The 14,012-nt window shown below is 53.0% G+C and carries 9 protein-coding genes; 7 read left to right on the top strand and 2 right to left on the bottom strand.

From position 1 onward, the window contains the following. A partial coding sequence (locus BUE18_RS21850) for a hypothetical protein (protein ID WP_139264845.1) occupies positions 1–306 on the bottom strand: 306 nt, incomplete at its 3' end. Next, positions 303–1,505 (bottom strand): AAA family ATPase, encoded by a 1,203-nt coding sequence (locus tag BUE18_RS21845; protein WP_073478302.1) that lies wholly within the window; start codon positions 1,503–1,505, stop codon positions 303–305. The genes BUE18_RS21845 and BUE18_RS21850, both read right to left, overlap by 4 nt. A gap of 538 nt (positions 1,506–2,043) precedes the next feature. Here BUE18_RS21845 and mads1 point away from each other — a divergent pair. The 7 genes from mads1 (at position 2,044) to BUE18_RS21810 (ending at position 14,011) form a co-directional block, all read left to right on the top strand. Then, positions 2,044–2,250: a methylation-associated defense system helix-turn-helix domain-containing protein MAD1 gene (gene mads1 / locus BUE18_RS21840; RefSeq protein WP_073478301.1), complete on the top strand. Its 207-nt coding sequence runs from the start codon at positions 2,044–2,046 to the stop codon at positions 2,248–2,250. After that, a complete protein-coding gene (gene brxF / locus BUE18_RS21835) occupies positions 2,247–2,726 on the top strand; it encodes a BREX-3 system P-loop-containing protein BrxF (protein WP_211482834.1) in 480 nt (159 codons plus the stop codon). Before mads1 ends, brxF begins: the two co-directional genes overlap by 4 nt. Before the next feature lie 31 nt (positions 2,727–2,757). Continuing rightward, positions 2,758–6,486 (top strand): DUF6079 family protein, encoded by a 3,729-nt coding sequence (locus BUE18_RS21830; RefSeq protein WP_073478300.1) that lies wholly within the window; start codon positions 2,758–2,760, stop codon positions 6,484–6,486. 57 nt (positions 6,487–6,543) lie between these two features. Continuing rightward, positions 6,544–7,401, top strand: a complete 858-nt coding sequence (gene dinD / locus BUE18_RS21825; RefSeq protein WP_073478299.1) for a DNA damage-inducible protein D — start codon at positions 6,544–6,546, stop codon at positions 7,399–7,401. Positions 7,402–7,522: 121 nt separating this feature from the next. Further along, a complete protein-coding gene (locus BUE18_RS21820) occupies positions 7,523–10,366 on the top strand; it encodes a DNA methyltransferase (protein ID WP_211482833.1) in 2,844 nt (947 codons plus the stop codon). After that, positions 10,366–11,373 carry an AAA family ATPase gene (locus BUE18_RS21815; protein WP_073478298.1) on the top strand — a complete coding sequence of 336 codons (1,008 nt, stop codon included), beginning with the start codon at positions 10,366–10,368 and terminating at the stop codon, positions 11,371–11,373. Before BUE18_RS21820 ends, BUE18_RS21815 begins: the two co-directional genes overlap by 1 nt. Beyond that, entirely contained in the window at positions 11,366–14,011 is a 2,646-nt protein-coding gene (locus tag BUE18_RS21810; RefSeq protein WP_073478297.1) for a S8 family peptidase, read from the top strand. The genes BUE18_RS21815 and BUE18_RS21810 overlap by 8 nt, the downstream gene beginning before the upstream one ends. Position 14,012 lies beyond the last annotated feature (1 nt).

The raw sequence follows: 14,012 nt of genomic DNA, 5'->3' as shown, positions 1-14,012 counted from the left end.
CCACGGGATTTCCTTGGTCGCCCGGCCGTGCATGGCGACGTGCGGCAGACTGGCATGGACGACCACCAGCACCTTGGTCTTGCCGGACGAAAGGATGAGGCAGCAAACGTCGTCGTGGGTGCATTCCTTGATGATTTCCTCGCTATACGGCACGTCATCCCAGTATGCCGGGATTCCCGCCTTGTCTAAGGAATAGATTTTGGGGAAGACCTGATCCGTGTCAAACCAGTATGTTTTAACGCCGTCGTTTGTGATGTTCGCCCAGCCGTTGGTCAGGGCCTCGCTCTGAAAAATCCTTTCAGTCATGACACTTCTCCTTTCAGATTTTCGATGATGTTGTGGATTCGTCCCGGGATTTCCAGGACAGGGGTGCCTTCTTCAATGAGGGTCAATGTGGCGAAACGGGCTGCCGCCTTTTCCATCAGGGTCCGCGACAGGTCATGCTCGATCACCCCCTTTCCTTGGAGTATGGGTAAGCGCCTCAGCACATCGCGCAGCAATTGCGGTTGCCGTTCGGATTTAATGGATCGGTCCACCGCCCCGGCCCAGGCAAGAATATCGGTGGGTTCTATTTCGATGAGTTCGGCGAGATTGCGGGCCATGGTCATGGGGTCGGCAAGTTGGAAGCCGGTCACGATGGTACGGATGGTTCCTTTGGCGACGGATGCGTCAACCCGGGTCCGCACGATGCCGTTGATTTCAGGAATGACCGCACCGATGTATGAGGCGATGGCGTCCGGTGCGGTAAAGACGTCCAGACCCGACGCCCATTGAATGGCCAGCCCGGACGTGATGAGTTTCAGCATCATCTTGAGTTGTCTCGCGTTGAAGACGATGCCCGAATTTTCCAAGTCTCGCATGATCTTCTTGCAAAGACTGCTTATGCGCATGGCCTCGATGCCACTCGGTTCAAACGCCGAGGCTCGGGCCAGCATGCACGGCAGATTGTGGCCACCACGTCCGATCCCATTACCGGAGAGAATGTGCTCAATCACCTCGTCACCAAAGGTCGCTACGTTCGGCACCTGCACATTCACAAACCGGGACGCTAACGCGAGGTCCATATAGCCCGATTGATACTTCTCGGGCGGGTTCACAGCACTGAAGACCATCTTCAAACGGGTGGGCATGCCAAGGAGGGTCCGTTTCCGGACAAGCTCGTGAAGTTTTGACTGGATGAACGGATTGGCCCGGTTGATTTCGTCAAGGAGCACTGCATCGGCCGACCAGATGGACAGGGGAGTCGGCACGAACTGAAGCGCGCCCTTGGCCAGGGTCTTCGGATTCACGAAACCAACCAGGTCGTCAAAATTCAGGGTCGGCACCTCATAGGCCCGGAACTCAATATCCTGACCGAGCAAGGTCCGTGCGATTCGCTCCGCGCCCTCGGTCTTGTTCCCTCCGATGTCTCCCACGAAAAGCACCGACAATTCCGATGCCAGGGCCGCCAACACCACAGGCTCGATGTCATCCCAACCATGTATCCCGATTTGATCAAACAGCATGTCCATTCTCCCGATTTTCACTGGCCCAAAAACGACGGAAGGGAAAGCCGGATTCCCGACCTTCCCTTACGGATTCTTAAACTATTTCAAATAATTATATCACAACTGGGGATGAAATGTCAAGTATTGAGATTTTATATAACTAATCGTAATTACACATTATTTGTTTATACATCCTGTTCCGAAGGCGGCAATATCGGATTAAGTTATCGAAATTATATTAAAAGTGTCACTTTGATACTTTGACGCATCGTGCAATCTCTCGCCCGCCTGGAAAAAACAGCATAGGAACAATCTCTCACAAAGGATGCCAAGAATTGTTTGCAGTGCGCAGTGGTTGTTCGTGATTGACAATCAAAACCATTCCATCCGGTTTGATCCTAATAGAGCAAAGTGAATTGAATTGACGAATAGTGGAATTTGAGCTACAAGATTCTGACTTCTTGGGATTTCCATGATATTTCAGACCGCTCAGAAAGCAAGGCCGGGTGCTGTATGACCAATGGGGTTTTGTAGTCAAGGGCGATACGAGCATGATATGGAAGATCGCTGGCTTTCAGTTGACGAAATCGCCACATATCTCGGGATCAAACGGGATACGGTGTACAAGTGGCTGAACAACAAGAGGATGCCCGCCCACAAGGTCGGCCGGTTGTGGAAATTCCGCAAGGAAGAGGTGGACGAGTGGGTGACCTCCGGCGGGGCGGCTGAGCACACCCGTCGTGCGAAAAAGGGGAGTCGATGATGCCGGGGCCGCTGGTGGATCGCATTCTAAAGGATGTGCGTGAGGCAGGCGTCCAGTATTACCGTTTGATCATGCTGGTCGGTTCGGCCAGTTCAGGCAAAACCACGGCCCTTCAGGAAGTCCATCGACACACCGAGGCGCCCCTGGTAAACGTCAATCTTGAGATGTCGCGGCTTATGCTCGATCTCACGGAACGTCAACGGGCCTTGCGGTTGCCGCGCATCCTTGCCGACCTCGTTGCTTCCCATGACGCCGACTTGGTTTTGTTGGACAATTTCGAGATGCTCTTTGATGTATCACTCCAACAGGACCCATTAAAAATTCTGCAAGGCGTTGCCAGGAATCGGACAGTGGTCGCGGCCTGGTGCGGTTCGATAGTGGACGGTCATCTGACCTATGCCGCTCCAGACCATCCGGAGTACAAACGGTATCCCGCAAAGGATTTTCTGGCGGTAAACATGGAGGCGGGCGCATGAATAGTTCAAAAAACGTTGCAGGGGAAACGCGATGAAATATGGAGATTTGATTCAATTCGAGCCCATCGAATCCGTGGTTCAGTTACGCGACGCGGATGAGACCGCCGCCGCCCAACAACTGGTGCAGACCTATGTGATTTCCGAGGAAATGGCGGAAAGGTTCATCAACCTCGTGGTGCCCCAGATTCAGTTCGATCAGCCCATGGACAACAAGGGTCTCCTGGTGGTCGGCAACTACGGCACCGGTAAATCGCATCTCATGTCAGTGATCTCCGCCGTGGCTGAAAACACCGGACTGTCCGAGCATTTGAACGACAAGGCAGTTGCCGGCGCCGCCGAAAAAATCAGCGGCCGGTTCAAAGTCATCCGGACCGAACTTGAGGGGACCAAGATGTCCCTCAGAGACTTTATTTGTGGCCATTTGGAAGAGGCTTTTAGCAGGTGGGGCTTAGATTTCAAATTCCCACCACATGAGGATACCCTTAGCCACAAGGACCTTTTCGAGGATATGATGGGTGTATTTCATACCCATTTTCCGGATCAGGGTCTTCTATTTGTAGTGGATGAACTCCTGGATTACTTAAACAGCAGAAAAGACCAGGAACTTATTCTTGATTTAAACTTCCTCCGCATCATCGGCGAGGTGTGCAAGGACTTGCGGTTTCGATTCATCGCCGGTGTGCAGGAGGCCATCTTCGACAGCCCTCGTTTTTCGTTTGTGGCGGACAGCATCCGGCGGGTGAAGGACCGGTTCGAACAAATCCTCATCGCCCGCAAGGACGTCAAGTTCGTGGTGGCCGAGCGCCTGCTTCGTAAGACCGGCGATCAGCAGGTGAAAATCCGGGAATATCTGGCCCCCTTTGCCAGATGTTACGGCCGCATGAACGAACGCATGGACGAGTTTGTGCGTCTTTTTCCCGTGCATCCGGATTACATCGACACCTTCGAGCGGGTCACCGCCGTGGAAAAACGCGAGGTGTTGAAGACCTTGTCGCAGGCCATGAAAAAACTGCACGATCAGGATGTGCCCGATGACCGGCCCGGCGTCATTGCCTATGACACATATTGGACCAGCCTGCGTGAAAATTCTTCCTTTCGCGCGGTGCCGGACATCCGGGCAGTCATAGACTGTAGCCAGGTGCTCGAATCCCGTATCCAGCAAGCCTTCACCCGTCCCGCATACAAACCCATGGCCTTGCGTCTCATACATGCCTTGTCGGTCCACCGCCTCACGACCGGGGACATCTATGCGAGCCTTGGCGCGACGCCCGAAGAATTGCGGGACGCCCTGTGCCTGTATCAACCAGGCATCGAGGACCTGGGCGGCGACCCGGCGGACGATCTTTTGTCCCAGGTGGAAACGGTGTTGCGTGAAATCCACAAGACCGTGAGTGGGCAGTTCATCTCGTCCAATCCGCAAAACCGGCAGTTTTACCTGGACCTCAAGAAGACCGACGATTTCGACGCACTGATCGAAAAACGGGCCGAGACTCTCGGGGACCCTCAACTGGATCGCTACTATTACGAAGCCTTGCGCCAAGTGATGGAATGCACGGACCAGACCTATGTGACAGGATACAAAATCTGGCAACATGAACTGGAATGGCTGGAACGCAAGGCCGCACGGCAGGGGTATCTTTTTTTCGGCGCGCCCAATGAACGATCCACAGCTGTTCCTCCACGGGATTTTTACATTTACTTCATTCAGCCCTTTGACCCGCCGCATTTTAAGGATGAGAAGAAGGCGGATGAATTGTTTTTGCGGTTGACGAACACCGATGAAACATTCCGCGCCGCCATCCGCAATTACGCGGCTGCCCTGGACCTGGTGTCCACAGCATCGGGTCACGCCAAATCCACCTACCAGACCAAGGCGAACGGTTTTTTGCGTGATCTGGTGCAGTGGCTGCAAAAAAACATGGCCACGGCGTTTCAGGTGACCTACCAGGGCCGGACCAAGAACCTGACGGAGTGGGGAAAAGGATTTGCGATACGCGAGCTTTCAGGCATCTCCCCCCAAGAGCGGATAAATTTCCGCGACCTGGTCAACATCATATCCGGCATCTGCCTTGGCGCCCACTTTGCCGACCAGGCCCCCGATTACCCAGTTTTCTCCGTTCTCATCACAGGGAGCAACCGGCCTCAGGCGGCGCAGGACGCCCTTCGCGCCATAGCCGGGCAAAACAGGACCAAACAGGCGACGGCTGTTCTGGATGCCCTGGAATTGTTGGACGGAGAACGTCTTGACCCATACAAATCCAAATACGCGGAGTACATCCTCAATGCGGCCAAGGCCAAGGGGCATGGACAGGTGGTCAACCGATCCGAACTGATTCAGGATGTCCTTGGCGTGGAATATCTGGCGCCCCAGTCGCTTCGTCTGGAACCCGAATGGATTGTGGTGGTTCTCGCCGCACTGGTGCATGCCGGAGAGGCGGTGCTTGCCATACCCGGCCAGAAATTCGACGCCACCGGCCTTGCCCAGTTGGCCGGAACCGGCATCGACGATCTGAAAAACTTCAAACACATCGAGCGGCCCAAGGACTGGAACCTGCCCGCGCTCAAGGCCCTCTTCGAATTGCTGGACCTCACACCGGGCATGGCCCAGTTGATCCCCCAGGGCAAGGACGAACCGGTCCAGGAACTCCAGAAGGCCGTGAAGCAGGCGGTGAATCGCCTGGTGCTCATGCAGCAGACATTGCAGAATGGATTGTATCTTTGGGGCCGCAGTCTTCTTGGTGAAGACGAAATCCAGAACATGCGGGGCAAACTGGACAAGACCAAGACCTTCCTTGAATCCATGCAAGCTTACACCACCACGGGCAAACTGAAGAATTTCCGCTACGATGCCGGTGAGGTGACTGCGCACAAGGACGGTCTGGACTGCCTTGCCGAAGCCAAGTCACTGGAAGACCTGGTGGCTGATTTGGGCGCCACCGCGTCCTACCTGTCCACGGCCGAGGCGGTTTTGCCGACTGAACACGAATGGATCGCCAAGGTGAAAACCCTCAGGGAGGAGGTGCTTGCCCAGGCAGTGGACCCGGAGAAACGCAAGGCTCCGGCATTTCGCCAGCAGACGCAGCGCAAGTTGAACGAATTGAAAAAGGAGTATGTGCAAGCCTACCTGACCCTGCACGCAAAAGCCCGGTTGGGGGTCAATGAGGACAAACGCAAGGCCCGGCTCATCGGCGACCCACGGTTGAAAGACCTGGACAAGTTATCCACCATCGACCTCATGCCGCGCCAGCATCTTTCCGATTTTAGGAACCGCCTTGCCGGGTTGAAGTCCTGTTTCGCCCTCACCGAACAGGAAATGTCGGGTGCGCCGGTTTGCCCCCACTGCAATTTTAAGCCCGGCTCGGAACCGCCCGCCAATCCAGCCGCCGCAAGGTTGGACAATCTGGATAACGAACTGGACGCCATGGTGGACAACTGGCGCGACACCCTGCTCGCCAATCTGGAGGACCCCACCACCAAAGAGAACCTGACCCTGCTCAAGGACGAGCAGCGTAGCCTGGTGGATGGATTCCTCAAGCGCCGCGCCTTGCCCGATCAATTGGATCAGGATTTCATCCAGGCCATGAAGGAAGTCTTGTCCGGCCTCACCAAGGTCTCGATCCGAATATATGACCTGCGCGACGCCATGCTGCAAGGCGGATCGCCCGCGACACCGGCGGAAATGAAAAAGCGGTTCGAGGACTACCTGGATCAATTGACCAAGGGCAAGGAACCCGGCAAGGTGAGGATCGTTTTGGAGTAGGCAAGACACAGAACATTTTCGTGGCATCACGAAATTGATAATTTGCGAGAATACACAATGAAAACAGAGACTATTCAAATTCTTCAGAACCGGTTCGATGCGTTGAGCCGCAAACTCCCGGATGAAGGGGTGGAGTTCTGGTTTGCCAGGGAATTGCAGGAGCCTCTGGGGTACGCACGTTGGGAGAATTTCCTGACCGCCATCAAAAGAGCCATAGAGTCTTGTGAAACAACAGGTTACGATCCAGACAACCATTTTCGTGGCGTCACGAAAAAGGTCAAGTTAGGCAGCGGGGCGGAACGGGAAATTGAGGACTTCATGCTCACCCGGTATGCCTGCTACCTGATCGCACAGAACGGAGACCCCCGCAAGGAGCCCATCGCCTTTGCCCAAAGCTACTTCGCAATCCAAACTCGCAAACAGGAACTCATTGAGGATCGGATGCGCTTGCAGGCGAGGCTGGATGCACGGGACCGCCTGCGGGAGTCGGAGAAAACGCTTTCCCAGAACATTTATGAGCGGGGCGTGGACGATAAGGGCTTTGGCCGCATCCGTTCCAAGGGGGACGCCGCTTTGTTCGGGGGAAACACAACGAGGGTGATGAAGGAAAAATACGGCATCACTAAGAGCCGCCCTTTGGCGGACTTCTTGCCGACTCTCACCATCGCGGCCAAGAACCTCGCCACTGAAATGACCAACCACAATGTCCAGCAGGACGATCTCTATGGTGAGGATTCCATAACCAGGGAGCATGTTCAAAACAATCAGAGCGTGCGGGACATGCTGGGGCAAAGAGGGATAAAACCTGAAAAGCTGCCGGCCGAAGAAGATATCAAGAAGTTGGAACGCCGCGTGAAATCGGATGAAAAAAAATTGGAAAGACAGTCCGGGCGTCTGCCCGAGCCAGAGGACTGACATGATCTCATGGTAGTTCAGAAATCAGCATCGGATGCGTCCCGGGCAAGAGCCGGGACAAGAGACGAGGCAAGAGTCACAATCAACAGGCGGTTTTGAAAAGAGATGGTGGAGGCGTGGCATGGCCGGCAGGAAAAATGTGGACAACCAGACGAAAAAGCTCTTCCCCGATGAGCAGCGGGATTTGTTCGAAAAATCCTATATGGAGGAGATGGAGGAGCGGAAAAACCGGCCGGTGGAATGCCTGGGGTTGACCTTTGCCAATAACGAGGAGCGGCGCAAGCATTTCCTCGGCCTGTTGCGCGAGAAATTGCTGGACCCCGAGTTTCGCAAGATCGAGGGGTTTCCCATTGGCGAAGACGAGGACATCCTGGCCCTGTCCGACCCTCCATACTACACCGCCTGCCCCAATCCGTGGATAGGCGATTTCATCAAGCATTACGGCAAACCCTACGACCCCAACATACCCTACCGCCGCGAACCCTTTGCCGTAGACGTGAGCGAGGGCAAGACCGATCCTATTTACCGGGCGCACTCCTATCACACCAAGGTGCCGCACCTGGCCATCGTGCCCAGTATCCTGCACTACACCGAACCGGGCGACGTGGTGCTGGACGGATTTTGCGGTTCGGGCATGACCGGGGTGGCAGCCCAGTGGTGCGGCGCGGCCCCTAAAAGTTATCGGCAAAAGGTGGAGGCGAATTTCAAGGCACAGGGTTTGACCCCTCCCAAATGGGGGGCGCGGCGGGTGGTGTTGAACGACCTTTCCCCTGCGGCCACCTTCATTGCGGCAAACTACAATATCCCTTTTGACGTGCGCGCCTTTGCCAAGGCCGGCAGAAAGATTCTCAAGGAAATCGAGCAGGAACTCGGGTGGATGTACGAGACCCTGCACGCGGACGGCAAAACCAAGGGCCGTATCGAGTACACAGTGTGGAGCGAAGTTTTCACCTGCCCTGACTGCGCGGGCGAGGTGGTCTTCCTGGACGAGGCGCTGGACCAGAAAACCAAACGTGTGCGGGATGCTTTTCCGTGTCCGCATTGCGGCGCCACCCTGAAGAAAAACAAAATGGAACAGGTATTTGAAACCCGAACCGACCCGGCAACCGGGGAACCGTGGAAACGAGTCAAGTTCAAGCCTGTGCTAATTGCTTATAAAATTGCGGAAAAACGTTTTGAGAAAAGGCTCGACTTCAGAGATTTCGAAATACTAACAAAGATTGAAGAGATGGCTTTTCCAATGTCAATTCCGACTTCTGGTTTCGCTTTTGATGAAATGTGGGAAGCGCCAAGACTTGAGAAGAAGGGTTTGACACACGTGCATCTGTTGTTTTTACCTCGGGCAGTCCAGGCGCTGTCTAAACTCTGGCAAAAGGCGGCACAACATCCGGCCCCCCGAACCCGGCATATGCTGCTTTATTTCGTGGAGCAGGCGATTTGGGGGATGTCGCTTCTTGCCCGATATGCGCCAACGCATTTTTCGCAGGTCAATCAGTATCTTGCCGGTGTCTATTATGTTGCCTCCCAACACGCCGAATGCAGTCCGTGGTATATTCTGGGTGGTAAGCTGGATCGCTTGGGAAAGGCATTTCGAAATGGGGCCGCCCGTGACAATATCGCCTTAATCAATACAGGAGCCACGGCCCATTTGGATATGCCGAATGATTCCATCGACTATATCTTTACAGACCCGCCTTTTGGGGATAATTTTCCATACTCTGAATTGAATTTCCTTGTTGAATCGTGGCATCGTGTTCTTACGAATAGCTCACCTGAAGCTGTCGTCGATAGATCGAAAAGAAATCGAAGCAAGCAAAAGGGATTATTTGAATACAAGAGATTGATGAAACTATGTTTCGATGAGTATAATAGATTGCTCAAACCTGGGCGATGGATGACATTAGTATTTAGTAACTCTAAAAATTCTGTATGGCATGCTATTCAAGAGGCGTTAATTTCATCGGGTTTTGTAGTAGCGGATATACGAACACTAAATAAGAAGCAGGGTAGTTTCAAACAAGTTACAAGTATGGCTGTGAAACAGGACTTAGTTATCTCAGCATATAAACCCGACAGCGGGCTTGAGGAAAGGTTCAAATTGTCCGCCGGGACCGAGGATGGTGTGTGGGATTTTGTGCGCACCCACCTGAAACAGTTGCCGGTGTTCGTATCCAAAGACGGGCTGGCCGAGGTGGTGGCCGAGCGTCAAAGCTACATGCTGTATGACCGCATGGTGGCATTCCACGTGCAGCGCAACGTGACCGTGCCCATGTCCGCCGCCGAGTTTTACGCCGGGCTCATGCAGCGTTTTTCCGAACGGGACGGCATGTACTTCTTGCCGGACCAGACAGCCGAGTATGACAAGAAGCGCATGAGCGTGCGGGAAATCGTCCAATTGGAGTTGTTCGTGTCCGATGAAGCCTCAGCCATCCTGTGGCTCAAGCAGCAGTTATCCCAAAAACCTCAGACCTTTCAGGATTTGCACCCCCAGTTCCTCAAGCAGATCGGCGGGTGGCAGAAAAACGAAACGCCCCTGGAACTGTCCACCCTTCTGGAGCAAAACTTCCTTCGGTACGATGGCAAGGACGCGGTACCCGGGCCGATCCACAGCTACCTGTCCACCAACTTCAAGGACCTGCGCAACCTGGACAAGGATGACCCGGCACTGATGGCCAAGGCCAAGGACCGCTGGTACGTGCCCGACCCCAACAAGGCCGGCGACCTGGAAAAACTCCGTGAACGCGCCCTGATGAAGGAGTTCGAGGAGTACCGGACCTCCACCCAACGGCGCCTCAAGGTCTTCCGCCTCGAAGCCGTCCGCGCCGGATTCAAAAAGGCATGGCAGGAAAAGGACTACGCCACCATCATCGCCGTGGCCGAAAAGATTCCCGACAAGGTCCTCCAGGAAGACGAAAAACTCCTGATGTGGTATGACCAGGCAGTGACGCGAATGGGAGGAGAATAATGGCAAGAGCGGATTTGCTAATTCGCCTTGTCCAATCCGGCATACGGGGCGACAAGGCTACATTTAGAAAGGTCGTTGAGGCGATCATCGCAGAAGAGCGGACCAAGCAGCACAAAGTGTTGGCCGATAAGCTCGAAGAGATGCTCCGTTCCACACCGGTTGAACGCCCCGCAACCAATGGTGGTGGCCCCATGCTGGATCAGCGCATGGGCAATCTGTTCCATGAGGTCATGCCTCAACGAAAATTGGCGGATCTCATCCTTCCAGATGAAGTGCATCAGATTTGCCAGAGCCTGATTCAAGAGCAACACCGGACCGACCTACTCAGATCATATAATTTGGAGCCTCGAAACCGTGTGCTTCTAATTGGACCACCGGGCAATGGTAAGACGTCTTTGGCCGAGGCCATCGCAGAAGCGCTGGTGGTCCCTTTACTTGTGGTTCGTTATGAAAGCGTTGTCGGGACATACCTAGGTGAAACCGCTGTCCGCCTGAAGAAGTTGTTTGAATATGCCTCCACTCGGAAGTGCGTCCTCTTTTTCGACGAATTTGAAACCCTCGGTAAGGAGCGTGGTGATCTTCACGAGACCGGTGAGATTAAACGTGTGGTGAGTTCGCTGCTTATGCAGATTGACAATCTACCAAGCCATGTCATGGTCATTGGGGCAACCAATCACGCCGAACTACTGGACCGTGCAGTATGGCGACGATTCCAGGTCCGCATGACGCTTCCCGGCCCGACCCGCGCTCGTTTGACAGAATGGTTCGAAAAGTTTGAACGTCGAATCAGGATTCAACTGGGATACGCACCGAGCACTTTGGCCAAACGTCTTCTGGGATCAAATTTTGCGGAAGTCGAAGAGTTCGGCACCACTGTGTTCCGTCAATATGTGCTTGAACAACCAAACGCAGACATGAAGGATATCATATCCAAAACCCTCCAGAACTGGTCCGCCAGATCAGTCACCGTAGCTCAACTAAGTGATCCGGAGGAAAAGAATGCCTGAACGCCCACTACTTCTCTTCCCTACGCCTGACACAGCTTCTCGTTCAACACTTGGAGGCGGTGGAGGTCGGTTCAAAAGGCCAACCCCGCAACGGCAGTGGGATCGTCTTTCTCCAGCCTTCGATCAGCTTCAGGCTACATTTGAAGCCAGGCGAATAGAGATACAACAGAGTGCTGCGGGCATAATACCCGAGCAGGTCCTCGTGATAGAGACCGTCGGAAGCATAGAAAACTTTGCCAATGCGGTAAAGCGCATTGATGGTCTCGAATGGATGGGAGAAGTTGAACTTGATGAAATCGCGCCGGATGAAGAATTTTATGACGAGGCCAAACCCGATAAAGAATTAAGTGGGCGACTTTATCTTGTCATGACCAACCAGCAAGCGCTTAATCAGATGCTGTCGTTGTGGCGACGGTATCAAGAAAACCCCACTATGCAATTCGAGCGCGGGCTCACAAAGTTTCGCGACGTGTTCCTGCACCTGAAAGATATCCGTCGGTGGGATGTTCAGGATAGACTTCTCGAAACCGGAATTATTGGAATTTGGCGCGAGGACCTTGAACACGACGGAGATAGAGTCATAACATTTGAAGCCGAACTCTGGTTTCGTGGGAGTGACACGCTTCGAGCCGCGAGCGCAAACCATGTCGCAAATCTCGTCCAGCAAGCGGGCGGCCAAATATTGAGCCAGTCTGTTATAGAAGGCATTGCCTACCATGGCCTCTTGGCCGAACTACCCGCCCATTCCATTCGTGCTATTGTGGAAAACCCGACAACGGAACTCGTCAAATGTGAAAACATTATGTTCTTCAGACCTGTTGGGCAAATGCTGGAAGGTGACCGATCACCAGAAGGTGATTTGGAGATCACTCAAGTCGAAGAAATGCCCTTGCCTATAGGTGATCCGGTCGTTGCTCTTTTTGATGGGATGCCATTGGTTAACCACGATTTGTTAGCAGGCCGTTTAATTATTGATGACCCAGATGACTGGGGATCTGATTATGGGGCTTCGGAGCGAGTTCATGGCAGTTCAATGGCTTCGCTCATTGTCCACGGTGACTTGAATCATCCTCCCACCCCCCTATCAAGGCCAATTTACGTTCGGCCCATCATGAAACCATTGAACTGGTTCGACACCCCTCGGCCGGAGGGGATTCCCGCCAATTGTCTTGCTGTCGATCTTATCCACAGAGCAGTTAAAAGACTGTTCGAGGATGATCAGGAGGGAGGTCCGGCGGCCCCTCAAATCAGGGTAATAAATTTATCAGTTTGTGATCGAACTCGCCAATTTACACAATTTATGAGTCCCATCGCCAGATTGCTGGATTGGCTAAGTTTGAAGTATCGTGTGCTATTTGTGGTCAGTGCCGGTAACCATCCTATACCCATTTCCCTTGGAGTTTCTCCCGAAGAATTTGATTCTTTAAGTGCTGAGGAACTAGAAACTGCGACAATCAAAGCCATATACAGAGATGCCCGAAATAGAAAATTGCTTTCACCAGCAGAAACGATCAATGGTATCAGTGTTGGTGCTGTCCACATGGATAATGCTGAAGTTGTCAATCAGGGAAGTAGGATAAATCCTTTTGAATATAGTTTAGTTAGCCCAATATCTGCGTTCGGTAGTGGCTACCGGCGTGCAATTAAACCTGACATTGTCTATATCGGAGGACGACAATGGTATCGTTTGACTATTCAACCAACCAATCCCGTAACCATTGAGCCAGCGATTTTTCGAACACCCCCTGGGACTAAAGTCGCCACACCTGGAAGCCTTCCGGGTGAGCTTAACGCGACTGCCTACTGTTGTGGTACAAGCAATGCGACAGCCTTGATAAGCAGATCAGCTGGTATTAGTTACGATTCCCTGCAACAAATATTCTATGAACAAGCGGCTGATGTCGATCCTACAAGGTATGAAGTTCCACTATTGAAGGCAATGTTGGTCCATGGATGCGCTTGGGGTGATATTGGGGATCACCTCAAGACTCGAATCGAAAACTCGAAGATAGGGGAAGAAATTAGAGACCGTGCCGCATCTCGATATAATAGGCCAGCAGACATTTCCAATGAGATTAGTAGGCAATACAAGTCTCTTTTGTCCCGCTGGATGGGTTATGGCTTTCCGGAGATAGACCGAGTCCTTGATTGTACGGAGCAGAGAGCCACTGTGCTTGGCTATGGGGAACTTTCTGACGGTGAGGCTCACGTCTTTCGATTACCGCTTCCTCCGTCTCTTAGCGCCCGTCAGGAAAGAAGACGATTGACAGTGACTCTTGCTTGGCTTTCACCGATTTCTGCCAATACACAGAAATACCGGACAGCAAGCCTATGGTTTGAGGTTATCAACAAGAATTTGGCTCCGACTCGTCAAAATGCAGATTGGCAATCCGTAAAGCGTGGAACCGTGCAACATGAAATTTTCGAGGGTCAGAGCGCGGAGCCATTCAATGATGGCGATGTCATCGACATTAAAGTCAACTGTCGTGAGGATGCGGGAAAAATTCAAGACCCTGTCTCTTACGGATTGGCCGTTTCACTGGAGGTCGCCGAGGGCCTTGACATCGCTATTTACAGTGAAATCCGTAATCGCATTGTCCCGGCTATCCAAATTCAACAAACAATTGATCAAGATTGAG

This window comes from Desulfatibacillum alkenivorans DSM 16219, assembly GCF_900142135.1.
Taxonomy (GTDB): Bacteria; Desulfobacterota; Desulfobacteria; order Desulfobacterales; family Desulfatibacillaceae; genus Desulfatibacillum; species Desulfatibacillum alkenivorans.
The sequence above is the reverse complement of the archived record's forward strand: the minus strand, read 5'-3'. Positions and strand labels throughout refer to the sequence as shown.

Coding starts and splice junctions, on each gene's coding strand:
- BUE18_RS21830 (WP_073478300.1), top strand. CDS start 2,758: ATGAAATATGGAGATTTGATTCAATTCGAGCCCATCGAATCCGTGGTT.
- dinD (WP_073478299.1), top strand. CDS start 6,544: ATGAAAACAGAGACTATTCAAATTCTTCAGAACCGGTTCGATGCGTTG.
- BUE18_RS21820 (WP_211482833.1), top strand. CDS start 7,523: ATGGCCGGCAGGAAAAATGTGGACAACCAGACGAAAAAGCTCTTCCCC.
- BUE18_RS21815 (WP_073478298.1), top strand. CDS start 10,366: ATGGCAAGAGCGGATTTGCTAATTCGCCTTGTCCAATCCGGCATACGG.
- brxF (WP_211482834.1), top strand. CDS start 2,247: ATGATGCCGGGGCCGCTGGTGGATCGCATTCTAAAGGATGTGCGTGAG.
- BUE18_RS21845 (WP_073478302.1), bottom strand. CDS start 1,505: ATGCTGTTTGATCAAATCGGGATACATGGTTGGGATGACATCGAGCCT.
- mads1 (WP_073478301.1), top strand. CDS start 2,044: ATGGAAGATCGCTGGCTTTCAGTTGACGAAATCGCCACATATCTCGGG.
- BUE18_RS21810 (WP_073478297.1), top strand. CDS start 11,366: ATGCCTGAACGCCCACTACTTCTCTTCCCTACGCCTGACACAGCTTCT.